The sequence below is a fragment of the Bradyrhizobium sp. MI1.11 genome, assembly GCF_055811255.1.
In genome coordinates, this window is record NZ_JBVVPM010000035.1 from 11915 (window position 1) to 38142 (window position 26228).

General features: G+C 60.2%; 20 protein-coding genes and 1 tRNA gene. 15 read left to right on the forward strand and 6 right to left on the reverse strand.

Annotation, left to right across the window (positions count from 1 at the left end):
- Nucleotides 1-2 precede the first annotated feature (2 nt).
- Nucleotides 3-1187 (reverse strand): calcium-binding protein, encoded by a 1185-nt coding sequence (locus tag AC0L30_RS28690; protein WP_473405748.1) that lies wholly within the window; start codon nt 1185-1187, stop codon nt 3-5.
- A 198-nt stretch (nt 1188-1385) separates the two neighbouring features.
- A complete protein-coding gene (locus tag AC0L30_RS28695; protein WP_473405749.1) occupies nt 1386-2606 on the reverse strand; it encodes an SMP-30/gluconolactonase/LRE family protein in 1221 nt (406 codons plus the stop codon).
- A 280-nt stretch (nt 2607-2886) separates the two neighbouring features.
- Between AC0L30_RS28695 and AC0L30_RS28700 the strand changes: the two genes are divergently transcribed.
- The 5 genes from AC0L30_RS28700 (at nt 2887) to AC0L30_RS28720 (ending at nt 7474) form a co-directional block, all read left to right on the forward strand.
- Nucleotides 2887-3150, forward strand: coding sequence for a hypothetical protein (locus AC0L30_RS28700; RefSeq protein WP_247288140.1), 264 nt, complete (start codon nt 2887-2889; stop codon nt 3148-3150).
- A 438-nt stretch (nt 3151-3588) separates the two neighbouring features.
- Nucleotides 3589-5151, forward strand: coding sequence for a 2-isopropylmalate synthase (locus tag AC0L30_RS28705; protein WP_007601112.1), 1563 nt, complete (start codon nt 3589-3591; stop codon nt 5149-5151).
- Nucleotides 5152-5374: 223 nt separating this feature from the next.
- Nucleotides 5375-6379: a TRAP transporter substrate-binding protein gene (locus AC0L30_RS28710; RefSeq protein ID WP_354128132.1), complete on the forward strand. Its 1005-nt coding sequence runs from the start codon at nt 5375-5377 to the stop codon at nt 6377-6379.
- A gap of 194 nt (nt 6380-6573) precedes the next feature.
- Nucleotides 6574-7209, forward strand: a complete 636-nt coding sequence (locus AC0L30_RS28715; RefSeq protein WP_473405750.1) for a Spy/CpxP family protein refolding chaperone — start codon at nt 6574-6576, stop codon at nt 7207-7209.
- 189 nt (nt 7210-7398) lie between these two features.
- Nucleotides 7399-7474, forward strand: a tRNA-Lys gene (locus AC0L30_RS28720).
- A 749-nt stretch (nt 7475-8223) separates the two neighbouring features.
- Here AC0L30_RS28720 and AC0L30_RS28725 read toward each other — a convergent pair.
- A complete protein-coding gene (locus AC0L30_RS28725) occupies nt 8224-9102 on the reverse strand; it encodes a GNAT family N-acetyltransferase (protein ID WP_219684610.1) in 879 nt (292 codons plus the stop codon).
- Between the two features lie 278 nt (nt 9103-9380).
- Here AC0L30_RS28725 and AC0L30_RS28730 point away from each other — a divergent pair, with 278 nt between their 5' ends.
- From AC0L30_RS28730 to AC0L30_RS28740, 3 genes are all read left to right on the forward strand, one after another.
- Nucleotides 9381-10304, forward strand: coding sequence for a 2-hydroxyacid dehydrogenase (locus AC0L30_RS28730; RefSeq protein WP_007601116.1), 924 nt, complete (start codon nt 9381-9383; stop codon nt 10302-10304).
- A gap of 14 nt (nt 10305-10318) precedes the next feature.
- Nucleotides 10319-10675 carry a cupin domain-containing protein gene (locus tag AC0L30_RS28735; RefSeq protein WP_007601117.1) on the forward strand — a complete coding sequence of 119 codons (357 nt, stop codon included), beginning with the start codon at nt 10319-10321 and terminating at the stop codon, nt 10673-10675.
- A gap of 280 nt (nt 10676-10955) precedes the next feature.
- Nucleotides 10956-12413 carry an NAD-dependent succinate-semialdehyde dehydrogenase gene (locus AC0L30_RS28740; RefSeq protein ID WP_219684609.1) on the forward strand — a complete coding sequence of 486 codons (1458 nt, stop codon included), beginning with the start codon at nt 10956-10958 and terminating at the stop codon, nt 12411-12413.
- 239 nt (nt 12414-12652) lie between these two features.
- Here the strand turns inward: AC0L30_RS28740 and AC0L30_RS28745 are convergent, their stop codons facing one another.
- A complete protein-coding gene (locus tag AC0L30_RS28745; protein ID WP_007601119.1) occupies nt 12653-13342 on the reverse strand; it encodes a haloacid dehalogenase type II in 690 nt (229 codons plus the stop codon).
- Nucleotides 13343-13656: 314 nt separating this feature from the next.
- Here AC0L30_RS28745 and AC0L30_RS28750 point away from each other — a divergent pair, with 314 nt between their 5' ends.
- On the forward strand, nt 13657-15030 hold the full coding sequence (locus tag AC0L30_RS28750; protein ID WP_219684608.1) for an aspartate aminotransferase family protein: 1374 nt from the start codon (nt 13657-13659) through the stop codon (nt 15028-15030).
- A gap of 95 nt (nt 15031-15125) precedes the next feature.
- Here the strand turns inward: AC0L30_RS28750 and AC0L30_RS28755 are convergent, their stop codons facing one another.
- Both AC0L30_RS28755 and AC0L30_RS28760 read right to left on the reverse strand, forming a co-directional pair.
- Nucleotides 15126-15602: an Lrp/AsnC family transcriptional regulator gene (locus AC0L30_RS28755; RefSeq protein ID WP_018453188.1), complete on the reverse strand. Its 477-nt coding sequence runs from the start codon at nt 15600-15602 to the stop codon at nt 15126-15128.
- Nucleotides 15603-15717: 115 nt separating this feature from the next.
- Nucleotides 15718-17043: an NAD(P)/FAD-dependent oxidoreductase gene (locus tag AC0L30_RS28760; protein WP_007601123.1), complete on the reverse strand. Its 1326-nt coding sequence runs from the start codon at nt 17041-17043 to the stop codon at nt 15718-15720.
- A gap of 754 nt (nt 17044-17797) precedes the next feature.
- Between AC0L30_RS28760 and AC0L30_RS28765 the strand changes: the two genes are divergently transcribed.
- From AC0L30_RS28765 to thrC, 6 genes are all read left to right on the forward strand, one after another.
- Complete coding sequence (locus AC0L30_RS28765) at nt 17798-19501, forward strand: ABC transporter ATP-binding protein (protein ID WP_473405763.1); 1704 nt, start codon at nt 17798-17800, stop codon at nt 19499-19501.
- The gene (locus AC0L30_RS28770) at nt 19498-21162 is read left to right on the forward strand and encodes a peptide ABC transporter substrate-binding protein (RefSeq protein ID WP_473405751.1); all 1665 of its coding nucleotides are present in this window, start codon (nt 19498-19500) and stop codon (nt 21160-21162) included. Before AC0L30_RS28765 ends, AC0L30_RS28770 begins: the two co-directional genes overlap by 4 nt.
- Before the next feature lie 76 nt (nt 21163-21238).
- Nucleotides 21239-22189 (forward strand): ABC transporter permease, encoded by a 951-nt coding sequence (locus AC0L30_RS28775; RefSeq protein ID WP_007601128.1) that lies wholly within the window; start codon nt 21239-21241, stop codon nt 22187-22189.
- Nucleotides 22190-22225: 36 nt separating this feature from the next.
- Nucleotides 22226-23104 (forward strand): ABC transporter permease, encoded by an 879-nt coding sequence (locus AC0L30_RS28780; RefSeq protein WP_007601129.1) that lies wholly within the window; start codon nt 22226-22228, stop codon nt 23102-23104.
- A 153-nt stretch (nt 23105-23257) separates the two neighbouring features.
- Nucleotides 23258-24568: an NAD(P)/FAD-dependent oxidoreductase gene (locus tag AC0L30_RS28785; protein ID WP_007601130.1), complete on the forward strand. Its 1311-nt coding sequence runs from the start codon at nt 23258-23260 to the stop codon at nt 24566-24568.
- 87 nt (nt 24569-24655) lie between these two features.
- Nucleotides 24656-26083: a threonine synthase gene (thrC, locus tag AC0L30_RS28790; protein WP_219684605.1), complete on the forward strand. Its 1428-nt coding sequence runs from the start codon at nt 24656-24658 to the stop codon at nt 26081-26083.
- The last annotated feature ends 145 nt before the right edge of the window (nt 26084-26228 follow it).

Sequence of the window (26228 nt, forward strand, 5' to 3'; positions counted from 1 at the left end):
TCTTACACAATGAAATCCTTCGCATGGAGATCCGCGGTATGGACCCCCTCCAGCGTAATCGTATCGGTCGCCGTCAGGTGGATCACCGCATTTCCTGTGCTGTCATCGCTGATCAGGCTTTTTAGCGCCGCCCAGTCTGCGAAGCCGTAATCGTGCAGATTGATCACATCGTGCTCGCGCGCCGTGCTGCCGACAGCCTTGTTGCCCTGGTCGAAATCGTTGATCACGTCCAGGCCTGAACCTTTGTTGAAGACGAATCTGTCGTCGTTCGGTCCGCCCCAGAGCTGGTCATTTCCGCGACCGCCATTCAGCATGTCCTTGCCGCCCGTGATCGAGCCGGCCGTGAACGGAGCGTAGGTCTGTGCATCGCCATACAGCAGATCGTCGCGGCTGCTGCCGAGGAGGATATCATCTCCGCCGCGCGCATTGCCTGACATGTTCGAGGCATCCCCGACGAGCACGATGGACGTGGAGTCCGGGTTGCCGTCGACGGCAGCGATCAGGATATCGTTGCCGCCACGGGTATCGTCGCTCATGTAGCCGGCGTCTCCGACCAGAGACGCGCCTCCGGATTGGGCGGCGGCACCGACGGTGTAGATGAGGATGTCGTTGCCGCCGTGCGCATCGCCGCTCATGGAGACGAGGGCGTCGCCCGATATCGAAGCGCCGCCGTAACTGCCGACCTGGGTCACGCTGAGGATATCATTGCCGCCGCGAGCATGATCGCTCATGGAACTACCGGAGTCTCCGCTGAACGTGCCGGACGCTCTGTTTCCCATCGATGCAACGACGACATCATTGCCGCCCCTCGTGTCGGCCGACATGGCGGTTTCGGCGTCGCCAAAAACACCGAGGGTCGCGTAGATCGATGTCGATGCATCGACATGAAGTACATCGTTGCCGCCATGGGCGTCGCCGGACATCGCCTGCGCATCGCCGTCCAGGAACACGTAGTCCCCGAAGCCTGTGACGGTCGCAGCGAGCTGGTCGTTTCCGCCGTGAGAATGTCCTTGCAGGGTCTGGTCGTCCCCAACGAATATCAGGACCGCGTTGCTCCCATCGACGGTCGCGATCATCTTGTCGCTGCCGCCGCGGCCGTCGCTCGGCAGGCCCGGGTCCCCGAACTCAGTGACAAATTGCTGGTCCCCAACGCTGACGATGATGGTGTCGTTTGGCATACGGCGCATCGCGCAACTCCCGGTTCAAGTCGGACGCGAGAACGAAGAGCATCATGCCTTCGCACCGCGCTGCGGCTTTGCCGCGCGATTCAATCTTCGTTGGATTGATGGCGGAGATTTGCTCGGGGCGTAGCTTGATTGCGATCAGGGAACCGCGGGCGCCGGCGGTCCACGCCGACGCCCGTGCTTGCGATCGCGCGCGCGGGCTCAGCCCGGGCCTGCGCCTTGCGTGGCGGTATACACCGCGTAGAGCGATTGGCTCGCGGCCATGAACAGGCGATTGCGCTTGGGGCCGCCGAAGCAGATGTTGCCGCACACTTCGGGCAGCCGGATGCGGCCGAGCAGCTTGCCCTCCGGCGACCACGTCGTCACGCCGCTGTAGCCGACGGCGCGGCCGGCATTGCTGGAGGCCCAGACGTTGCCGTTGACGTCGCAGCGCACGCCGTCCGGCCCGCACTTCACGCCGTCGATCACGCACTCGCTGAATCGCTTCTGGTTCGACAGCTTGTTGTCGCCGCCGACGTCGAAGACGAAAATCTCATCCTTGCCGCCGGGACTGGTGTCGCCGGGTCCCTTGCCGGTTGATACGACGTAGAGCTTCTTGAAGTCCGGCGAGAAGCACAGCCCGTTCGGGTCGGGCACCTGCTCCTCGGTGACGACGAGGTCGACACGGCCGCTAGGGTCGATGCGATAGCAATTGGTCGGCAGCTCGCGCTTGCCTGGTGCAAAGCCGGCCGGCTGTCCAATTCGCGGATTGAGCTTGCCGCCGGAATTGCTCGGACCGCCCGCGGCGTCGGGCTCACCTTCGTAGAGCTGGCCGCCATAGGGCGGATCGGTAAACCAGTAGCTGCCGTCAGGATGCGCGACGACGTCGTTCGGCGAGTTCAGCTTCTTGCCGTTGTAATTATCGCAAAGCACGGTCGCGGTGCCGTCATGTTCATAACGCGTCACCCGCCGGGTCAAATGTTCGCAGGAGAGTTGACGGCCCTGGAAGTCGAACGAGTTGCCGTTGGAGTTGTTGGACGGCGAGCGGAACACGCTGACGCGACCGTCGTCTTCGCTCCAGCGCATCTGCCTGTTGTTGGGAATGTCGCTCCAGAGCAGATAGCGGCCCTGTGCACTCCACGCCGGGCCTTCAGCCCACAGCAGGCCCGTATAGAGACGCTTGATCGCCGTGTTAGGCTGCGCGAGATCGTTGAAGGACGGATCGACCGCGATCACGTCGGGGTCCCAGAAATAGGTGGTCGGCGCGCCGTGGGGACCGAAATCGCGTGGCGGGGTGGTGATCGTCGTCGGCGGCGCGGCAGGTCCGGTCTGGGCCAGCGCGGAGCCGGCGCCGGCAAGAGTGGCGGCGCCGAGCGCAAGTCCCTGAACGAGCGTTCGTCGTGAAAGCGCAGCATCCTGGTCACGCTGCTTTTGGCGTGTCATCGCATCCTCCCGGTCATGTTCGGCTAGCCGGTTGATCCGGCCGAGCAGGGCAAGGTTAGTCCGGTCCGATGACGGTTGCGAGGGGGAGGTACGCATCCTCAGCGAGAGCGGGGCGGCAAAAGCGCTGCAACGTCGAACATGGAAACGACAAATTCATCCGGCGTGACGGGGTTTACCGGAATTGCGTTCAGGGCATCGCCGAGCTGTGGAGCATGTCAAGCCTTGACCTCCCGCGCGATGCTGGCAGAACGTTATTCGGGGGCGTAAGTCGGAGTTCACTGTGGTCGCTGTCGTCGTACTGGTTTTGCTGCTCGGGATTGCATTTGCGGCCGGCTATTTCACCCGCGACTACGTCTCCCGCAAAAGGCGAGCCGAGGCGCGCCGCTGGCGTGAGTACAGCGAGCCGGATTGGCTCAGTGCCAACGCACCGGCCAACACCAACGAGATCGCGATCGCCGGCAAGGCTGCGCCGGTTGCCACCGGCGAGCTCGGTCAGATGCTGAACCGCTGGGAGAGCAGGGCTCGCGCCCGCCGTACGGCGTAGCTCGACGGTCTCGCTTGGGTCCAATCGGGCAGACACACCGGCACCGGGTCCTTCCACGCATCCGGCGGTGCGATCATGTCAGCCCTTCTGTCCATCTTTTGGCGTTGCGGTTGCGGCCATTTCTCGTCTAGAAACGACGCATCGAGCCTCCCGGCAACCAACCGTCAACGGTTTTGACCGAGGATTTGAGGGCTCAAAAGGGTCTGGCAATGCTGATTCGCGGCCAATGCGATGGGATTTCGAGGGAGGTGGCTCTGGCCGCCGCCACGATCCCGGCCGCGCTGCTGCCCACCCTCCTGATTGGCGGGCTTCTTCTTACTTGCCCCTGAGGGCCGGCTGGGCGCCATGCGCCTGGGCGCTCAGGGGTTGGTCGAGATCACCGGACACCTCAAGCGCCCAGAAGACTGACGGCGCAAAAGCTCAAAAGGAATTTTCGAAATGGCCATCGTGAACAAGTCCGAGAAGGACCGCGTCATCATTTTCGACACCACCCTGCGCGACGGCGAGCAGTGCCCCGGCGCCACCATGACCTTCGAGGAGAAGCTCGAGGTAGCCGAGATGCTGGACGATATGGGCGTCGACGTCATCGAGGCCGGCTTCCCAATTACCTCGGAAGGCGACTTCCAGGCGGTCAGCGAGATCGCTCGCCGCTCCAAGAACGCCGTCATCGCCGGTCTGTCGCGTGCCCATCCGGCCGACATCGACCGCTGCGCAGAAGCGGTGAAATTCGCCAAGCGTGGCCGCGTCCACACCGTGATCGCGACTTCACCGCTGCATATGCGGGTGAAGCTGAACAAGACCCCGGAGCAGGTGCTCGAGACTTCGGTTGCCATGGTCGCGCGCGCCCGCAACCAGATCGACGACGTCGAATGGTCGGCCGAAGACGGCACCCGCAGCGAGATGGACTATCTGTGCCGCATCGTCGAAGCCGTCATCAAGGCCGGCGCCACCACGGTGAACATTCCGGACACCGTCGGTTACACCACGCCCGACGAATACACCCACTTCATGAAGACGCTGATCGAGCGCGTGCCGAACTCGGACAAGGCGGTGTTCTCCGTGCATTGCCATAACGACCTCGGCATGGCGGTGGCGAACTCGCTGGCCGGCGTCGTCGGCGGCGCGCGCCAGGTCGAATGCACCATCAACGGCATCGGCGAGCGTGCCGGCAACGCCGCGCTGGAAGAGATCGTGATGGCGATCAACGTCCGCAACGACAAATTCCCGTTCTGGAACAAGATCGACACCACGCAGCTGACCCGCGCCTCGAAAGTGGTGTCGGCGGCGACCTCGTTCCCGGTGCAGTACAACAAGGCGATCGTCGGCCGTAACGCGTTCGCGCACGAGAGCGGCATCCATCAGGACGGCGTGCTGAAGGACGCTTCCACCTACGAGATCATGCGGCCCGAGATGGTCGGCCTGAAGCAGTCCTCGCTGGTGCTCGGCAAGCATTCTGGTCGCCACGCCTTCGTGCACAAACTGGAGGAGATGGGCTACAAGCTCGGCCCGAACCAGCTGGAAGACGCGTTCACACGGATGAAGGCATTGGCCGACCGCAAGAAGGACATCTACGACGAGGACATCGAGGCGCTGGTCGATGAGGAGATGGCGGCTTCGCACGACCGCATCAAGCTGACCTCACTGACGGTGATCGCCGGCACCCATGGCCCGCAGCGCGCGACCATGAAGCTCGACGTCGATGGCCAGATCAAGATCGAGGAGGCCGAGGGCAACGGTCCGGTCGATGCGGTGTTCAACTGCATCAAGCGCTTGGTGCCGCACGAAGCCAAGCTCGAGCTGTACCAGGTCCACGCAGTGACCCAAGGCACCGACGCGCAGGCCGAAGTCTCGGTGCGGCTGTCGCATGAGGGACGTGCGATGACCGCGCGCGCGGCGGATCCGGATACGCTGGTGGCCTCGGCAAAGGCCTATCTCGGCGCACTGAACAAGATCGTCATGAAACGCCAGCGCGACACCGTGACGACCGCGGCGGCAAGCTGACGAACGAAGTTCGTCATTCCGGGGCTCGCGAAGCGAGATCCCGGAATCTCGAGATTCCGGGTTAGGTCCTAACGGACCTCCCCGGAATGACTCTGCATGTGGCGGCGAATAGCTGCCCTGCTAAGGGCCAATAGCGGCTCCGCCTTCCAGCCGCTATTGATGCAACCGGTATAGGATCGGCCGCCCGCGCGCCGGGTGGCCCAAACAACAACAGGGAGAGATTATGCGCACCTTCGCGATCGCTGCGTCCATGGCGGTCCTGGCACTTGGCTTGACCGGGCCGGCGTCGGCCCAAGCGCCTATCATCATCAAGTTCAGCCACGTGGTGGCCACCGACACGCCGAAGGGCAAGGCGTCGGAGAAATTCAAGGAGCTCGCCGAGAAGTATACCGGCGGCAAGGTCAAGGTTGAGATCTACCCGAACTCGACGCTCTACAAGGACAAGGAAGAGCTCGAGGCGCTCCAACTCGGCAGCGTGCAGATGCTGGCGCCGTCCAACTCCAAGTTCGGCCCGCTCGGCATCCGCGAGTTCGAGGTATTCGATCTGCCCTACATCCTCCCCGATCTGAAGACGCTGCGGAAGGTGACGGAAGGTCCGCTCGGTGCCAGGTTGCTCAAGCTGCTCGAACCGAAGGGTATCACCGGCCTTGCCTATTGGGACAACGGCTTCAAGGAGATGAGCGCCAACAAGAAGCTGGTGACGCCGGCCGACTATCAGGGCGTCAAGTTCCGCATCCAGTCCTCGCGCGTGCTCCAGGCCCAGTTCAAGGCGCTCGGCTCGCTGCCGCAGGTGATGGCGTTCGGCGAAGTCTACCAGGCGCTCCAGACCGGCGTCGTCGACGGGCAGGAGAACACCTGGTCGAACATCTATACCCAGAAGATGCATGAGGTGCAGAAGTACATCACCGAGAGCAATCACGGCTACATCGGCTACGTCGTGATCGTGAACAAGAAGTTCTGGGACGATCTGCCGGCCGACATCCGCGACCAGCTGACGAAGGCGATGAAGGAAGCGACCGACTTCAACAATACGCAGTCGCAGAAGGAGAACGAGGACGCGCTCGCCGAGATCAGGAAGAGCGGCAAGAGCGAGATCATCAAGCTCACGCCGGAGCAGGATGAGGCGATGCGTAAGGCCATGGAGCCGGTCTACAAGGACGCCGCAGGCCGCATCGGCCAACCGTTGATCGACGAGTTCCAGAAGGAAGCGAAGAGCACGACGAACTGATTTGAACGGACCATGAATGGAGCTTCCGTGCCGGGCGCGGAAGCCCCTTTTGTTGCGAATGATTTCCGATTGCGACTGAACTAAAATTCAGGAGCGTTACATCTTCGAAAGAACGCGCTCCCTGTCCAAGTTGTAAGTTGCGCGTAAGCCGCGCTGCGCCCATCCTCACGGCATCCTTCCAGAGGAGAGTTCGCATGAGGAAATTCACCATCGCCGCCATCGCCGTGCTCAGCATCGCCGGCTCGGGCGCGGTCTATGCCCACTATCATCGCCCGTGGATGCACGAGCACACGCGCCACATCCGCATGAACCCGGAAGACCGCGCCGCCATGGTCGACGCGCGGATCGCCGCCGTCCATGCCGGGCTGAAGCTCAACGCCGATCAGGAGAAGCTGTGGCCGCCGGTCGAGGCCGCCGTGCGCGACTTCGCCAAGCTGCGCATGGACCGCGCCAATGCGCGGATGAATGCCGGTCCCGGCGATGCCGGCAAGGACGCCAATAAGGACGCCAACAAGGATGCCGACAGGCCGGAAGATCCGGTCGCCCGCCTGCGCCAGCGCGCCGAGGACATGGGGGCGACGTCGGCGGCCCTGAAGAAGATCGCCGATGCCGCCGATCCGCTCTACAAGACTCTGGACGAGGGCCAGAAGCGGCGCCTCGCCGTGCTGACCCGCCACCGCGGCCCGTTCGGCGGTGGCGAAGACGGCCCGCGCGGCCACTTCATGGAGCGTGGCATGGACCGCATGATGGAGCGCGGTATGGACCACTTCCACCGTGACCGTTTCGACCGCGACGGCGGCTCAGACGGGGACCGCGAGGGCCGGCTCTGAGCCTGCAACGGTGGCCGCGATCAACCCTGGCGAAGCCGCTGGAATCCAGCGGCTTTTCGCTTTTTTGGGGGATGTGGGCGAGCTCTCGGCATACCCTTGTCATAGCCTTGGAAAACTTACGTGCCATCGCTTGCCAGACCCGGATCGCTTTGCTAAACGACCGGCCTCGCAAGGCTTTAACCGCCTTTCGGGCGCATAGCTCAGTTGGTAGAGCAGCTGACTCTTAATCAGCGGGTCCCAGGTTCGAGCCCTGGTGCGCCCACCACCCTTAAGAGATTGGCCCGCAAGGGCTTTTTTAAATTCCTCCGCAGAACAAGCCGGGTCTCGTGCGACGCTTTTGATGGTCGCACGCCGTGCGACGAGTCGGATAATTAGGACCCAAGCCCCTCCACCTGTAACACGAAATCTACCGGTCTGCGTTCAGCTCTTCATACCGTCCTTCAGCACCTGCAATTCAAGCCTATCGATACCGAAATCGGCGCGAGCCGCATTGCGGGCGCGGCAGTGCTTCACGATGGTCTGCGCGCTTCGGTATGAATGTCCAGTAGAAGGCGCGGAGCTTCGGTTTGCACCTGAAGCGAAGGTCGGTATCGGCTGTTGCGCCTCCCCGATGTGAATCTATCGGGGGCGCTTCGCGACGCTCTCCGGTCCGGTGGTCCGCCAAGGCTTCGGCCCATTTTTCCTGCCGGCCGGTCAAACAGTGGGTTTTGCTCTACCTACGAAGCTCGAAAATGCCATATCCATTAATGAGGGCGAACCTACAATTTTGTACGTTCGCGCGCTTAAGGACGTTGCCAGCGAGTCTATTTCCGGCGGAGACCCTCGTCAGCTTCTTCAGGTCGAGGCGACATCGGCAAAAACGACGGCTAATTTGTTGAGCTTATATGGCCAAATTGGCGAGAGCACGTTAGTGACCTCAACCATTTCCATGAATCGGCGCCAAGCCGTTGCCCGTAGAATAAGGGCGAGCACCGGCGTCGGAAACCAGCGCCGATCAACGATTTGCTTCTCAGCTCAGCTCAACGCGTGAGCGGCCAATCCGTAGACCCACGGCTCGTTTTCCTTTCGGTTCAGGAATCGCCGTCCCTTGGACATGGTTGTGACCGTCTCGCTTATAGCGAGGCGGCTCTGCTGAAGATAATCAGCAAATAGGCCCGTCTGCTCCCGAGTATCGACGCGGGCGAAACGGCCGGTGAGATCCTTAAGATGCACGGCCGTGAGATGGATCGCGTCATAATCATTGCTGGCGACAATGGGACCGATCACGTGACCACGCCCGAACTCGCGCTTCATGGAGTAGCCGACTGTCTTGCCGTCGCGGCGCAGTACACAGATTGACGCACCTTCCGAAAGCAGAGCAAGCAGCTCCCGGCGGCTCGTGCCGAACGCACGCTCATCCAGCGCTGCAATCTCATTGAGTGTTTCGGCTGACGCCGATCTCAATTCGCCATCCAGAACTGATATCGGTGGAAGGGGTGATACGACCTCTCCCTGCCACTGATACACGACCGCTTCCTTGGTGAAGCCCAGCGACAGATAAAGATGATAGGCAGCATCGGTCGAGTTCAGGGTAAGATTCCGATCCCCACACCGTTCGAATACCTGTTCCATAAGCCATCGGCCGGTACCTTGTGCTTGGGTGCGCGGCGATGTGAGTACCAAGCCGATGGTGGCGAATTCGCTTCCGTGCGGGAACCACATCGCGCTTCCGAAAACGCGCCCGATGCCGTCAACAGCGACGATGCCTTGACCGGCGCGGCGCAGGAAATCCCAGTCCTTTGGCCGATGCGGCCAGCCGACCGCAATCGAGAGCGCGTGGAGCAGCTTCACATCAACGTCTCGAATGTCGCGCGCGACCAATTCGAAGGACTTCAGGCGTACGGATCGTCCCATCTCAGTTCATTCCTTCGCGGAATGCCAAAGTCTATGGCTTGGCGTGCTTTATGAACCTGCTGCCCAGTTGCGACAGCAAACGTGTTTGCCGCAGCATTGCACGGAAGGCCAGCAGGTTTCACCTGTTTTGGTACAAGTGTTCGAAATGTTCGGCATATAGCGCACCGAGATTCGGCAGAGAAAGCTTCTGCTTGCCGCTAGGCTGTAGATGTCCGGCGAGCTCGCTGCGCGCCAACAAGTCATTGAGCATCTCGCCGCGTGACACGAAGGGTCCCTCGATGGGGTTTCTTTTCAATTCCGATGCCGCTCGGGGCGCAATATTCCGCCAGATATTTGCGCGCGAGCTCCCCGATCTGGAATTCTACCAGGGGAGGAAAAGCATCGACCCGGAAAAGGTGCGGTATCTGCTGACCTGGAAAGTGCCGGACGACGTCTCGCGTTATCGCAATTTGGAGGTGCTCTTTTCCATCGGTGCCGGAGTCGACCAGTTCGTGCCCGAGATCATACCCGACCATGTGATGCTGGTGCGTATGGTCGAGGATGGCATCATACGCATGATGCAGGAATACGTCGTGCTCGGCGTGCTGGCGCTCCATCGCGAGATGCTCGCATATCGGGAGCAGCAGAGAAGGGGCAGGTGGCAAGATCTTGTCACCCCACAGGCGACCGAACGCCGCGTGGGTTTCCTGGGCGTTGGGATGCTGGCGCAAGCGGCAATCGATCGCCTCAAGCCCTTTGGATTTCCCCTTGCCGCATGGAGCCGCAGCAAAAATGTGGTCGAGGGCGTCACCTGCTTTCATGGCGACGATCAGCTGGGCAGTTTCCTGAGAGGAACGGATATTCTCGTCTGTCTTCTGCCCCTGACGGAGCAAACCCGCGGCCTCCTGAACTCAAAACTCTTCTCGTTTTTGCCGATGGGAGCGCGACTGCTGCATGTCGGCCGCGGCCCGCAGCTCGACCAGGCCGCACTCATCGAGGCGCTCGACGGCGGCCGCCTTGCAGCAGCTATGCTCGATGTCACCGACCCCGAGCCGCTGCCGGAAGGCCATGCGCTCTGGTCGCACCCGAAGGTGATGATAACTCCGCACATCGCATCCGTGACGCAACCGCATTCGGCGGCACAATCCGTCGTAGAAAACATCCGGCGCCACCGCGCTGGAAAAAATCCGATCGGGCTTGTCGATCGAACACTCGGCTATTAACCAAGGATGATGTCATGTCCCTTCTGATTTCTATCGATCCCGATCCGGACTTCGCACCAAAGAACGCCTTGCCTGTTCCGGAACGGCTCATTTCGGGCAATCCATCCTTCAAGACCTGGGCGCAGGACGCCTCCAAAGCCGAGAAGGTGCTGACCGGCGTCTGGGAAGCAACGCCCGGCGAGACCCATTCCATTAAGGGCACCACTTACGAGTTCTGCCACATCATCTCGGGTCTCATCGAAATTGAGGAAAAGGGTGGTGAGACGAAGACTTACCGCGCCGGCGACAGCTTTGTGATGAAGCCGGGCTTTGTCGGCATCTGGCGCACGATCGAGACCGTGCGAAAGATCTACGTCTGCGCTTATGACTGAGCACAAAGCTCGAAGTGCGCTCCTAATATAGGCGCGCTGCCAGAATAATCGGCTTTTCGAGTCGCGTTTTATGCGATTCAACGCCGCCAGGCGCTTAATTCTCGATGAAAAATGCGGCGTTCGATCCTGTATTGCTCGGATGAGAAGATTCGATCTCACCGATGGCAAATCCAACAGCGTGCTTGTCGAACTCACGTCGAGCAGACTCGCTCGTGGACAAGGAACATGAGCCGATTACGCATCGCTGTGATGGCGGGGTTGGCCCCGAAGGGAAAAGAAGATGATCGCATTGAAGGACAAGGATCTGTTTCGCCAGCAGGCGTTGATCGGCGGCAACTGGCGGGATGCGAACGCGAAATCGACCGTTGATGTCATCGATCCTGCCAGCCAGAACGTCCTTGGCACTATCCCCGACATGGGGCGTGACGAGACTGCGGCTGCAATCAACGCTGCGGCTGATGCGTTCAAACGTTGGAAGAAGACTACTCACGCAGAACGCGCGGCACTTTTGGAGCGTTGGTATGAGCTCATGCGGCAGCATGAGCAGGATCTGGCGCTCTTGCTGACTTTGGAACAGGGCAAACCGCTTGCTGAATCGCTCGGAGAAATCCGCTATGGGGCATCCTTCGTAAAATGGTTTGCGGAAGAGGCTCGCCGGATCAACGGATCGACCATCCCGTCACCTACTGCCGATCGCCGCATTCTGGTGCTGAAAGAGCCGGTCGGCGTCTGCGGGATTATCACGCCCTGGAACTTTCCTAACGCCATGATCACGCGCAAGGTGGCACCTGCGCTTGCTGCGGGCTGCACCGTGGTCATCAAGCCATCTGAATTTACGCCGTTTTCGGCGCTCGCGATCGGCGTACTTGCGGAGCAGGCAGGGATCCCGGCGGGCGTCATTAATATAGTGACGGGCATGCCCGCGGAAATCGGCCAGGAATTGATGGCCAATGAAACTGTTCGCAAGATCTCGTTTACCGGGTCGACTCGCGTCGGCGCATTGCTGATGAAAGGCGCCGCCGACAACATCAAGAAGCTCAGCCTCGAGCTCGGCGGCAACGCGCCGTTCATCGTCTTTGATGATGCCGATCTCGACCGGGCCGTTGAGGGCGCGATTGCGTCGAAGTTTCGTAATGGTGGACAGACCTGCGTTTGCTGCAATCGCATTTTGGTACAATCAGGCATTTACGATGCCTTTGCAGAAAAGCTGGCCAGACGGGTTGCGAAAATGAAGGTCGGGGCCGGCACCGAAGAAGGCGTCGAAATCGGACCAATGATCAATGGCGCGGCGATAGAAAAGATCAAGCGGCACATCACAGACGCTCTGGACAAGGGCGCGAGGATCATCTCGCAGAGCGAATATATGCCGGAAGGTAGGCAATATGCCCGCCCCGTCGTGCTCGGTGAGGCAACGGCTGACATGCTCTTGGCCTCAGAAGAGACGTTCGGACCAGTCGCGCCGCTTTTCCGCTTCAAGACGGAGGACGAAGCGATCGCGATCGCGAACGGCACGCCCTTCGGTCTTGCCGCCTATTTCTATACGGAAAGCCTCAAGCGCTCATGGCGCGTTGCCGAGGCGCTGGAATTCGGCATGGTAGGCCTGAACACCGGCCTGATCTCGACCGAGGTCGCGCCTTTCGGCGGCGTAAAACAATCGGGGCTGGGGCGCGAAGGATCCCAGCTCGGGATAGATGAATATCTCGAGATCAAAACGCTTCATGTCGGCGGATTGGAATAAGGGGACGATTCCTGGTTTCAGGAGAGGAATCGAAGGGTTCTTCGATTTTGCGGCGGACCGCGTCCGCGCGATAAACAGCATGATGCCTCAACAGCGAAGTAACACAATTCTGTCGGATGAGTAGTTCAAACACAGAAAAAGGGGGCGGTTGAACCGCCCCCTTTATTCATCACGCAACAGTCTCTACTGAAATTTTCGAAGGTCTACGTGCCGCGAAAGAGCCCGAAAAGGATACGCCTTCACGCGCTTCTTCGAAGGGGCTCCAAGCCGACTGCGGCGGCGAGCCCGCCGATGTCCGCGACCTCAGTGTATTCATAGAAGGGGTTCGCGGGCTCGTGACCGCGGTTCACCCACACCTTGCTCTTGATGCCCAGGTCGTAGGCCGTCATCAGGTCGTACCGGAAGGACGAGGAGACGTGGGTAATATCTTCCGGGCCGCAGCCCAGCTTGTCGAGCATGTACTCGAAGCCCTTCATGTGCGGCTTGTAGGCGCCGGTCTCCTCGGCCGTGATGATCATGTGGAAGGGCGCGCCGAGCTTTTCGACGTTCGACATGATGAGGTTCTTCATGGAGTTCGACAGGATCACCAGCGGTAACTCCGTGGCGACTTTGGCCAGACCGGCCGGGACGTCGGGATGTGGACCCCATGTGTGGATCTCTTCATTGATGCGCTGGGCATCCTCCGGCCGAAATACGACACCGTTGCGCTTGCACGCGCGCTCTACCGAATTATGCACGACCTCGAAGTATGACTTCCACGCGCCAAGAACCTCGTCCAGGCGATAGGCAGCGAAATCCTTGATGAAACTTGCCATCGTCGTGGCAGAAAGCCGGGAGCCGTAGACTCGCCTTGCCGCACCGGCCATGTCGAAATTCGTCAGCGTGCCATAGCAATCGAAAGTGATATATTTCGGTCGGAACTTGGTCATGACGTGGAATCCTCCAATCTTCTCGGCACCGCGCGCCGGTACGACAAGCATCATAAGGAGCATCTCGTAAGATAAAGCGCCGCTTTCGCTGAAGCCGGAAGCAGATTGTGTCGTACCGGATCGAAGCTTTGGCAGAGAGTTGCGCCAAGCAACCGCTCGCGTTGAGCAGCACCGTCATGCGCCGGGCCTGCTCCGGCATAAGCTGCGGCATCGATCACCAACGAAAGTCAAAACTCCTCCGATCCGGGCGCGGCTTGGGAGGAACTGCCGTCCTGGATATCCTAATCTGCCTTCGGGTTGATATGGAGGACGACATGTTGAGCAATTCGCTGATCGAGCTGGATCGTGCGCATCTGGTTCACCCGGTCTCATCCTATCGCACTCACGAGGCCTTGGGTGTGCGGGTGTTAAGATCGGCGAAGGGCGCGACGCTGACCGACGTCTCGGGCCATCAATTGCTCGACGGCTTCGCCGGCCTGTGGTGTGTCAATGCCGGGTACGGACAAGACAGCATCGTTGATGCAGCCACGAGACAACTGCGCGAACTGCCCTATGCGACGGGCTATTTCGGGTTGGGCTCCGATCCAGCCATCCGGCTGGCCGCCAGGTTGGCCGAATTAGCGCCTGGCGATTTGAACCATGTTTACTTCACGCTGGGTGGCTCCGATGCCGTCGACAGCACGATCCGATTTATTCGGTACTATTATCATGCCAAGGGTACGCCGGAGAAGGATCAGTTCATTTCCGTCGAGCATGGCTACCATGGATCGTCGACGGCAGGGTCCGGCTTGACCGCGATCCCTGCCTTTCATGCGGGCTTTGGGGTACCTTATAGCTGGCAGCACAAAATTCCGTCGCACTATGCCTATCGTAATCCTGTCGGTTCCCATCCTCAGGCTATCATTGCTGCGTCGGTTGCGGCCCTGCGAGCCAAGATCGCCGAACTGGGCGCAGACCGCGTTGCGGCTTTTTACGTCGAGCCAATTCAGGGATCAGGGGGTGTCCTCGTGCCACCGCCGTCTTGGCTGAAAGCCATGCACGCTGTTTGCCGGGAGAACGATATTTTGTTCGTTGCCGATGAGGTCATCACTGGCTTTGGTCGTGTCGGCCCATTTTTCGCATGCGAAGAAGACGACGTCGTGCCGGATTTCATGACCACCGCAAAGGGTCTGACGTCGGGCTATGTGCCGATGGGAGCCGTTTTCATGTCCGACCGCGTCTACAATACGATTGCGGACGGAGCCGGCAGGACGGCGGTCGGCCACGGCTACACCTATTCCGCACATCCCGTCAGTGCAGCGGTCGGACTCGCGTGCCTGGATCTTTACGAAAGCGGCTTGTTGGCAAACGGCCGGAAGGCCGGGCACCGCCTGATGGAGGGCCTTCGCGCGCTTGCAGATCATCCACTTGTCGGCGATGTCCGTGGTCGCGGCATGCTGGCCGCAATCGAGCTCGTCACGGACAAGGAGCGCAAGACGCCCCTGCCGGCGGAAGCCGACGCGGCGCGCCGCATCTTCGACCGCGCATGGGACAACGGTCTCGTCATCCGCGCCTTTGCCCAGGGCGTGCTGGGTTTTGCGCCCCCGCTCTGCTGCACGGATGGGGACATCGACGGCATCATCGAACGAACTCGCATGACGCTCGACCAAACCCTCGAAGACAGCGACGTCCGCGCGGCGATGAAATGATGATCACTGCGCCTGTCATTCCGAGGCCAGCAAAAGCCTGAGCCGTAGCGCGACGCGACGATCTGTCCATGCCCCCCGAGGTGGAGGATTGTTCTTCAGCTATTGAATATGCTTTCGAGAGGCAGATGGGATTTCACGATCGGGGACTTCAGCACGACAAAACTGAAGTATTTGTCGATTCCGATATCCATCTCGACGAGACGTTCCATCAGCGCCTGATATTCGCTGATTCCCGCTGTGATAAACTTCACGAGGTAGTCATATCCGCCCGAAACCAGATGGCATTCGACGACTGAATCTATCTTTTCGATAGTCGTGAGAAAGCGCGCGAAATCGATCTGGCGATGATTTTTGAGCGTGATCTCGGCGAACACAGTCAGAGTTTGTCCGAGCTTGGAGACGTCGATCTGGGCGGAATAGCCGGTGATGAAGCCCTCCGTCTGGAGTCTCTTGACGCGCATCAGGCAGGGGCTCGGGGAAAGGTTTATAAGCTCTGCGAGCTCGACGTTGGAAGTCCGCCCGTTCTTCTGCAGTTCGCATAAAATCCTGATGTCGATCTTATCGAGCTTCATAAGCAATGCCATGAGATGGGAGCCATAGCGGCGTCAAGGCTTTGAGGCTTCAGCGTCATACGCACTGTCATAGCACCAACCAGCTTCCTTTCCCACCGGGCGGAGAGATTGCTTTTCAGAACTCGGCGACCTTGCCCCAGGCACCCGTTTTCAGCCGCTCCGGCCTGTATGGACGCGGGTCGACGATCGGCGCAGTACCCGTAATGATGTCGGCGATTAGGTGCCCCGCGCCGGGGCCAATCCCGAAACCGTGGCCGCTGAACCCTGCCGCAAGGATAAAGCCTGGAATCGCCCCCACCTCACCGATTGCGGGAACGCCATCCGGTGTGCTGTCAATATAACCGGCCCAGACATTGGAGATTGCGACGCGACGGAGTTCAGGCAGCAATTCGCAAGCTCGTTGATGTGTCAGCCGAATCTGCCGCATGTCGGGACGGGGACTAAGTGTCCGGTTCAGCTCCATCGGGGTCGTCTCATCGAGCGCCCACTTCGCCAAGGATTCATGACCTTGGCGCATGCCCTCGAATGCTCCAGGGGCGAGACTGCGCCAGCGTCGCGCGAACATAGGCACGAATTCGCGAGCGAACCTGAATTGCTGCGGCGTTGGATCGACGCGCGCACGCCCGCCGATCGCCGCAGTGTATCCGCCGTTGCTACGTCGCGTAAGCGACACGAGTGCGGTGTGCAGGGCATCAGGCAGGCCGGCTGCGCCAGGAGCCACGGCGAGAATGGACTGGCGCACGGACGCCTGCGGGAAGCGAATGCCGAGCTGGTTGCAGAACGAAGAGGCCCAGGCCCCTCCTGCCATGACCACCGTGTTGGTCCGGATTGTGCCTGTTTCGGTCACTACGCCGCTCACCCGGCCGGCACGGAGCTCTATGCCGCGAGCGGCGCAGTGCTGGTGCACCGTGCCGCCAGCCGTCATGATCGCACGCGCGACTACGGGCACAGCCTTCGAAGGGTCTGCCGTTCCGTCGGTTGGAGAGAATACGCCGCCTTTCCATTTGCGGCCCGTCGCTTTGCCCCTCTCGCTCGCTTCGTTCGTGCTCAACATCTGTGTCGTAACGCCGACCGTCTTTGCAAAATCGCGCCACTTCGCCCAGCCGGTCAGCTCATTTTCGTCATTCGACAGATAGAGAAGCCCGCAGCGGCGGAACCCCGTGTCTTCCCCGGTCTCCTGTGCTACTGTCTCCCAAAGATCGAGACTCTTGGTGGCAATCGGTAGCTCGCGCGCGTCGCGATTCTGTTGACGACACCATCCCCAATTGCGACTGGACTGCTCGGCGGCGACACGCCCCTTTTCGAGCAAGGCGACCTTAACGCCGCGGCGGGCGAGATAGTACGCCGTGAACACGCCCACCACGCCGCCGCCAATGACGACGACGTCAGCCTCTTGAGGCAGAGACGGGCTTGATTCAATATGGATGAGCGGCGCACTCATGAAGCGAGGACTCCCGGCGTTTGACCTATCGTAGCTGAGCATTCGCGGCAGGTGCTCTGCGGGAATTTGTGATTAGACGGAATATTCTGCGGTTTGCCGACTTCTGTTCAAGCTATTATTGTGAGAACACGTCGCTGGCGCCCACCTCATTCGCCAAAGCACCAGGGCATCAAGCTTTGAGCGCGTGCGGCCGTGCCGTGCACAACGATAGTGCGCTTGTGCGTAAAAGACAGGCCGCCTGAGAGTTCTCTCGTCGCGGCGGCAATCTCAATCTAGTCCGGTTCGGTAATTGATCTCCGACGTTTGGCGGCGCAGACTGAAATGCCAGATGGCACTTCGTTTTCAGAACTTCCTGCTGCCCATACGGCGCGTTTCGGCGACTCTGGGGTGATTGAAGCAGTCAAACTCGCGAATGCCGGGTCAATGTCGATCAATGGCAGAAGTTCTAAAGGGAAGCTGGATGAGCCTTGTCCAGGAACAGACCTCCACAAGAGCAATCAAGCTGGATGGGATTGTTAGCTCCAAGAACTTCGATTCAGTGATCGAGTTGGCCGCTCGTCCGATGTTTTGGCTTGAGCGACAGCTTTTTTTGCTGTTGAGCACCAAGCTTTGAATCATGTCGCACTCTCCGAACAGGGAATGGCAAAATGAGCGGCGAATTTTCGACCTGTCCGATCGTCGCGGCGCCAACAATGGCCGAAGAGCCAATCCGCAGCAGAACGACCCAACGCCGTTGAAAGGGGAGACTGTTCAAATGGCCTCTGCCTCTCAGGCTGTAGCTTCGGAAGATGTGGCACTCTCGGTGCGTGACCTGACCGTGAGCTTGCCGGCCGGGATGGAGCGGGCTCACGCCGTCGAGAACGTCTCCTTTGATCTGAAGCGTGGTCAGATACTGTGCATCATTGGAGAGTCCGGATCGGGCAAGTCGGTCACAGCCAATGCGATCATGGGGCTTCTGCCCAAGGCGATACGTGTTACCTCGGGTTCGATCGACCTGAATGGGACCAACATCGTAGCCATTTCGCCCGATAAGCTCCGCAACCTTCGCGGCCGCGTCGTCTCGATGATCTTTCAAGATCCGCTCTCAGCGCTCAATCCGCTGATGACCGTGGGCGCGCAGATCGAGGAAGTGATGGCAGCGCACGACGTTGGGACCGCGAAATCCCGTCGCAGCCGCGCCATAGACTTGTTGGTTGAAGTCGGTCTTCCCGATCCGCAACTCATGTATCACCAGTATCCATTCCGGCTTTCGGGCGGGCAACGGCAGCGGGTGATGATTGCCATGGCCCTGGCTCTTGAGCCCGCGATCCTGATTGCGGACGAGCCGACGACCGCACTCGACGTGACGACGCAGGCGCAGATCCTCAAACTGATCCGCGACATTCAGCGCCGCAAGAGAATGAGCGTGATGTTCATCACCCATGACTTTGGAGTCGTGGCGGAGATTGCCGATTCCGTTGTGGTGATGGAGAAGGGCCATTGCGTGGAGCAAGGCAGTGCCGAGCAAGTGCTCAAGTCGCCCAGTCACCTCTATACGCGCCGCCTGATCGCGGCCGTGCCGCACCTGACCGGCAAGGACCGCAATCCGTTGGAAGCCGCCGACAGGGCGTCAATCCTGAAGGTCGAGTGTCTGGTCAAGACCTATCGCAGCGGCAGTGCGCTTTTCCGCACGCAGCGCATCGTGACTGCGGTCAATGGTGTCTCGTTCGATCTCACGCAGGGCCGCACGCTAGGCGTTGTCGGAGAAAGCGGTTCGGGCAAATCGTCGCTCGGCCGGCTGCTGATCAAGCTCATGGAGAGCGACGGTGGCTCGATTCTGTTCGAAGGCCGCGACGTCGCCGGGCTTACCGAGGCCGAGTTTCGGCCGCTGCGGCCAAAAATCCAGATGATCTTCCAGGATCCGTTTGCGTCGCTCAACCCGCGCTCGACGGTCGGGCAAATTCTCACAGTAGGGCCGGTCGCGCACGGCGTGCCGCACAGAGAGGCTGGTGAGCGGGCGCGGGAGCTTCTGTCCCATGTCGGCCTAGATTCAGGCGCCTTCGACCGCTATCCGCACGAATTCTCCGGCGGGCAGCGCCAGCGCGTCGGCATCGCCCGGGCGCTGATGTTCAAACCAAAATTGCTGATCGCCGACGAAGCCGTCTCCGCGCTTGACGTGTCAATCCAGGCCCAGATCCTGAAGCTGCTGGACCAGATTCAGCGGGAGACTGGCGTCTCGATGATCTTCATCACGCATGATCTGCGCGTCGCCAGCCAGATCTGCGATGAAATTGCGGTTATGCATCGAGGACAGATCATCGAACGCGGACCGCCGTCGCAGATCTTCCTGGACCCGAAATCCGCCTACACGCGCGAGCTCGTCGCTGCCATCCCCGGCGAGCAGCCAAGGGGCGCTCGCGCGCTCGCGGGAGTCAATGAACACCGGCGGGACACAGCCAAGAACGAGGAGAGGTCATGACGGAAGCTTATTTTGACTCGAGCTATTCACGGCGCAATGCACTTCGATTGATGGTGGCCGGGGCTGCCGGCCTCGCTGCACCAGGCCTGTTGGGTACGCCCGCCTTCGCTCAGAAGGCCTCCGCCAAACCGAGCGGTCGCATCGTCGTCGGACTTGGACAAGAGCCGACAGTCTTCAATCCGCTGATGGTACACATTGAAGTCGATGATGGTGTCCATTTCTCGGTTTTTGACGCGCTGTTCCGGATCGACCCAAAAGGCGAGATTCAGCCCAACCTTGCCGTCGAAGTACCGAACCAGAAGAACGGCGGCATTTCGGAGGACGGTCTCAAATGGCACCTTCGTTTGCGTGATGATGTCCGCTGGCACGACGGCAAACCCTTCACGGCCGAGGATGTGAAGTTCACCCTCGAACTGATCACCAACCCGGACTTCCGGAGTTGGCGCACCGCCGGCCATGCCCTCGTGCGCGACATCACGGTGATCTCGCCCACGGAGATCTCGTGGCGAATGGAACAGGTTTTTGCGCCTTATCTGTCGTTCCTCACCGAAACCTTCATCGTGCCCAAGCACATCCTCGAGAAGGAGGCCAATCCAAACAACGCTGCCTTCAACCAGGCGCCTGTTGGCACCGGCGCGTTCAAGTGGGGCCAGCGGGTCGCAGGCGATCATCTCGAGCTCGTGGCTAACTCCGAATATTTCGGAGAAGGCCCTCACATCGAGAAGCTGATCTTCAAATACATTCCCGACCTCACCGTCCTCTACACTCAGTTCAAGAGCGGCGACGTGGACCTGATGGGGCAGCCGTACATCACAGCTGACCATTACGAGGAAGCCAAGGCGCTGGCGAACCGAGTTGTGACACTGGTCCCGAAGGCCTCATTCGAGTCCTTTTACCTGAATCTGGAGCGTCCACAGTTCAGGGAGCTTGCAGTCCGTGAGGCGCTCTATGCAGCCATCGACAAGGAATCGATTATCCAGGGGCTCTATTACGGCGTGCCGACTCCGACGGAGACCTTCATGCCGAGGCAGGCCATCTACTATAACCCCAATCTTCCAGCGCACGCATACAATCTGGACCGCGCGCGCCAGATCCTCGACCAAGCCGGCTGGATGCCCGGGCGGGATGGCATTCGGGCCAAAAGCGGCGTCCGCCTGTCCTTTGCCAGTTCGACCACTTCAGGCGATCCGCTTCGCGAGCAGGTGCAGCAGTTCTTGCAGCAGACATTTTCTCAGTTGGGCGTCGAGATGAAGATATCGAACTTGCCCGCCGCCGTGATGTGGGGCGAGTTCTGGCAGCAATCGCAATTCGATTCCGTGATCGTCGGTAGCACGTATCTGATCGGTGCTGACCCGGACGTGACCAATCGCTTGCACTCGCGTTCGATTAGAACGAAGGGCGGGCGTGGTTCGAATAATGCGCAGTATTCAAATCTAGAGGTCGATGCCTTGCTCGATCAAGGGGTTCGCAGCTTCGATCCGGACGCGCGGCGCACGATCTACCGTCGGGTACAAGAGCTTGTTCGTCGCGACCTGCCCTTCCTTCCGCTGTACCAGATCAATGCGGTCCAGGGTAACAAGAAAGGCATTTCCGGGGTCGCGCCGAACGTCAACACGCGCACTGAATCCTGGAACGCGCTGGCTTGGTCTTGGGCGAGTTGACGTATCGCCGCCCGGGGCCCGGATAGGCGCAGGGCGGCGACCGACTAGCCGCTGTCAAGTTAATATGGAGACTCGAATGCCCGGGTTCCTGCTCAATCGTTTTTCGCAGAGCATCGTGCTGTTGGTGATCGTCTCGATCATCGGCTTCACGGTGCTCAACTTCATGCCGGGCGGTCCTCTCGCGCAGTTCGGGCTGGATCCCGGCATGACTCAGAAGGACATTGAGCGACTGGCAGAGCAGCTCGGGCTGAACCGGCCGCTGTGGATTCAGTATTTTGATTGGGCTTGGCGGCTGGTTCAAGGCGACTGGGGACACTCTTTCCGCGACGGCACGCCGGTGCTGGCGGTGATTGGGCGTCACCTCTTCGCGACGTTGCTGCTCATGGGCACCTCCACGGCACTGGCCATTGCCATTGGTTCCTGGATCGGGATCCGCGGTGCCACCCACCGCTATTCCCTGTTCGATTATTGCGCGACGATCGGCGCCATGGTCGCGCTGTCGGTCCCGACCTTCTGGTTCGGCCTCGTCGGCATCTATATCTTCACGTTGAAGCTCGGTTGGGTGCCTGCAGGGAACATGTACACGATCGGCGACGGATCGGTGCTGGATTACTTGCATCACCTGATCTTGCCAAGCTTGGTGCTGTCTCTGGTCCATGTCGCGGTCTGGAGCCGCTACATGCGCACGGCGACTCTCGATGCGCTGAGCCAGGATTTCGTCAAGACGGCTCGCGCCAAGGGCCTGAGTGAGCGCCGCATCCTGCTGAAGCATGTCGTCGGCAACGCGCTGTTGCCGATGATCACGCTGGCTGGGGTGCAGTTGCCGAGCATTCTGACCGGCGCGTTGGTCACTGAGACCATCTTTACCTGGCCGGGAATGGGGCGGCTGTTTCTCGACAGCCTCGGCTACAGTGATTATCCGATGGTCATGGGGCTGTTGATATTCTCAGCCATCCTTGTCGTGCTTGGCAATCTCGTCGCAGACATCCTTGTCGCACTCGTCGATCCGCGCATTCGTCTCAGCTGAAGACGCAGGCTCGTGCCGTCAACAGGAGTCCCAATTATGACTGACATCGCCGCCCACCTCCCTCCAATTCGCTGGTGGCACAGCCGCGGGGTGCGCCGCTTCATGCGCCACCACCTGGCGCTGCTCGGATTCGCGATGATCGCCCTGCTCGTGTTGGCGTGCGTCTTGGGCCCCTATGCCTTGCCTTACGACTCGCTCCACATTGATATGCGCGCCCGTTTTGCTCCTCCGTTGAGTGGTCATCATTATTTCGGCACTGACCCGTTGGGGCGAGACTTGGCTGTGCGGCTGTTGATGGCTGGGCGCGTCTCACTGCTGGTGGGATTCTCCGCGATGTTGTTGTCAACGCTGATCGGAACGCTCGTTGGCGTGACCGCAGGCTATCGCGGCGGCTGGATCGGAGCGGCGCTGATGCGCACGGTGGATGGCTTTCTGTCCTTCCCCTCGATTTTCCTCGTGCTGGCGTTGGCGGCGACGCTCCGGCCCAGTCCGATGATGATCACTGTCATCATCGCTGTCACGAGCTGGATGGAGGTTGCCAGGATCGTCGAAGCCGAGGTCCGTTCGCTGCGCGAGCGCGAGTTTGTCCAGGCCGCGCGCATGGTCGGTCTGAGCGGCAGGCATATCATGCTTCGCGAAATTCTGCCCAATGCCACCGGTCCGATCATTGTGGCCGCAAGCCTCACCGTCGCCCGTGCGATTCTTCTGGAGGCCTATATCAGTTTCCTCGGTTACGGCATCCAACCACCGCTGCCCAGCTGGGGCAATCTGCTCAACGGCGCCCAGCAATATCTGGCCAGCGCTCCCTGGCTTGCCATCATTCCAGGCGCGGCGATTACGATCGCAGTGACCAGCTTCAACTTCATCGGCGACGGGTTGCGCGATGCGCTTGACGTTAGAGATGACCACATTTGACGGCTTGAGCCCAGGTGGCAGGCAGCGGACAGCGTTGAAGGCTATCCGGCAGAACCTCCTGATAGCGTAGACGTCGCAAGCACCGCGTTGGCTGATCAGAATCCGTCTTGTCAGTAATCCAAGGCCACCTTTAACACCCGAGAAGTCAGCGACATGCACGAGCCCAGAGCCGCAGAGAAGGACACGCCCTATTGGTGGGAAGCCGCACCACTTAGGTCGCTGCCTCAACAGACTCTTCCCAAGAAACTTGACGTACTGATCGTGGGCGCTGGCTATGCCTCTCTTTCGGCCGGGCTGGTGCTGGCGCGCGAGGGACGCTCGGTTGCGGCCTTTGACGCGATGACTCCGGGCGAGGGCGCCTCGACGCGCAACGGTGGAATAACCAGCGCAAGCATACGGCCGGATTACGCGGCGATCTCCCGACGCTTCGGCGAAGACAAGGCGTTGGCAATCGAGGCCGAAGGCAAGATCGCCCGCGAATTCCTTTACGATTTCATCAAGACTGAAGGGCTCGCCTGTGATTTCCGACTGGTCGGGCAGTTCAAGGGCGCGTTCGGATATGAGCAGTACGACACGATGGCGCGTAGCGCGGAAGTATTAGCGAAGAGGCTGCGGATCGAGTCTCACGCCGTACCCTATGCCGAGCAGCGCAGTTACATCGGCACCGATGTCTACCGGGGTGGAACAGTCCGGATGGATATCGGTGGGCTACAACCGGCGAAGTTTCACGCTGAACTGCTTCGCGTGGCGCTCGCTTCGGGCGTCGCGGTTCATGCGGACACGCCCGTCATCTCAATTGAGAGGGACGGCTCCGGATTCCGCATCGTGACCTCGGCCGGTTCGGTGCAGGCGCGTCAGGTTCTGGTTTGCACGAATGGCTATACTGATAGCGCCGTTCCCTTCCTGCGCCGCAGGCTGGTCCCGGTTCGCAGCCGGATCATTGCAACCGAGGAGCTCGCACCTGACGTCATGGCGCGGCTGATGCCCAAACGCATGATGATGACCGAGAACCGCCAGATCGGGTTCTATTACCGCCCATCGCCCGACGGCAAACGTATCCTGTTAGGGGGGCGCGACAGCTCTCGTGTCGGTAACCCGGTGGCTCCAAAGCTCCTGCTGCGCAAGGGGCTGGTGAACCTTTTCCCCGAACTCGAGAATGTTCGCCTTTCGCACAGCTGGTTCGGCAATGTGGCGATGAATCGCGACATGCTCCCGCGCATCTTCGAAGAGGACGGTGTGGTTTATGCCACTGGCTTCTGCGGTTCAGGCGTCGTCTGGGCGCCTTGGATCGGGATGCACGCGGCCCACAAGCTGATGGGAAACCACGAACGGGCGCGCACCGCCTTTGACTTCCGTCCGCCGGACTCCATCCCGCTCTATCGTGGCGATCCCTGGTTCATGCCCGCCATGATCTGGGGATATCGGATGCAGGATCATTTCGCGCTGTGGCGCGACCGCCGCTGACGGCTGGAAGCTCCATCGGGCATTCTCAAAGGTACAACCCGGGTCATGGAGCTGGCGGCACTGCCGCCTCTCGAAAGAAGAGCATCGATGCACTACGTATCCACGCGCGGACATTCGGGTCGCAGACAGTTCTGCGAGACATTGCTTGAAGGCCTCGCCGAGGACGGCGGGCTGTACGTACCTGAGACCTACCCGCGTGTGGACGCCGCTACATTGGATGCATGGCGTTCCTTGTCCTATCCCAGCCTCGCCTTCGAGGTCCTGTCGCTCTACGTCAGCGATATTCCGCCCGCTGACCTGAAGGCAATCTGCGAAAAGACCTACACGCCCGAGATATTTGGAGCCTCGAGCATCGTTTTGCTTCGAAAGCTGGAGACGCGGCTTTACCTCCAGGAATTGTCGAACGGTCCTACGCTGGCGTTCAAGGACATGGCCATGCAGTTGCTCGGCAATCTGCTCGAGTACGAACTGGCACGCCGGCACGACGAATTGAACATTCTTGGGGCCACCAGTGGCGACACCGGGAGCGCTGCGGAATACGCAATGCGCGGCAAGAAGGGGGTGCGGATCTTCATGATGTCGCCCCTCGGACGGATGAGCTCCTTTCAGCAAGCTCAGATGTTCAGCCTGCAGGACGCCAACATCCACAACATCGCCATAGATGGCGTGTTCGACGATTGCCAAGACATCGTCAAATGTGTGTCCAGCGATCTGGAATTCAAACGACGATATAAGATAGGTGCAGTGAATTCGATCAACTGGGCCCGACTGGTCGCGCAGGTCGTCTATTACTTCTCCGGCTATTTTCAAGTCTCCGAAGGGAGGTCAGCAGGCGTTGACTTTTCCGTGCCTTCAGGAAACTTCGGAAACATCTGCGCTGGTCATGTTGCGCGCATGATGGGACTTCCAATATCCCGTCTCGTCCTTGCGACCAACGAAAACGACGTGCTCGACGAGTTTTTCCGCACCGGCGTTTATCGCGCCAGAAGCCGAGCTGACACGCTTGAAACATCGAGCCCTTCCATGGATATTTCCAAGGCATCAAATCTCGAGCGGTTCATCTTCGATTTACTCGGTCGCAACGCCAGTCGGACGAAATCGCTGTTTGAGAACCAACTTCGGAAATGCGGTTCGTTCGACCTCAGCGGTGATCCCAGCTTCGTAACGGCGGCGGCGCGTTTTGGATTCCGCAGCGGCAGGAGCACCCATGCCGATCGACTGGCGACGATCCGTGACACGTGGGACCGCTACAACACAATGATCGATCCTCACACTGCGGATGGTGTGACGGTCGGGCGCATGCATGCGAACCCCGAGACGCCGATGCTTGTGCTCGAAACTGCACAGCCAATCAAATTCGCTTCGACGATCAAGGAAGCGTTAGGCCGGCAGCCAGATCGTCCGCAACGGTTCGATGGACTAGAAGGGCTGCCGAGGCGAGTCAAAGTCCTTCCCCCGGATGGACGGGCCGTGAAGAACTACATCGCCGACGTCGTGCAGGGTGCGACGTGCTGAAGGGTCGGTTTCGGATCGAGGAGTGTTTCAGCCTCGGCCATATCTACGGAGTTGTCATGCGACGAGGTTCGCAACGCAAAAGCGACCGCGACGTTGCAAGCACGCCTGAGGATGGCGACCGGTGTCAGCGGACGCGAGTAAAGTT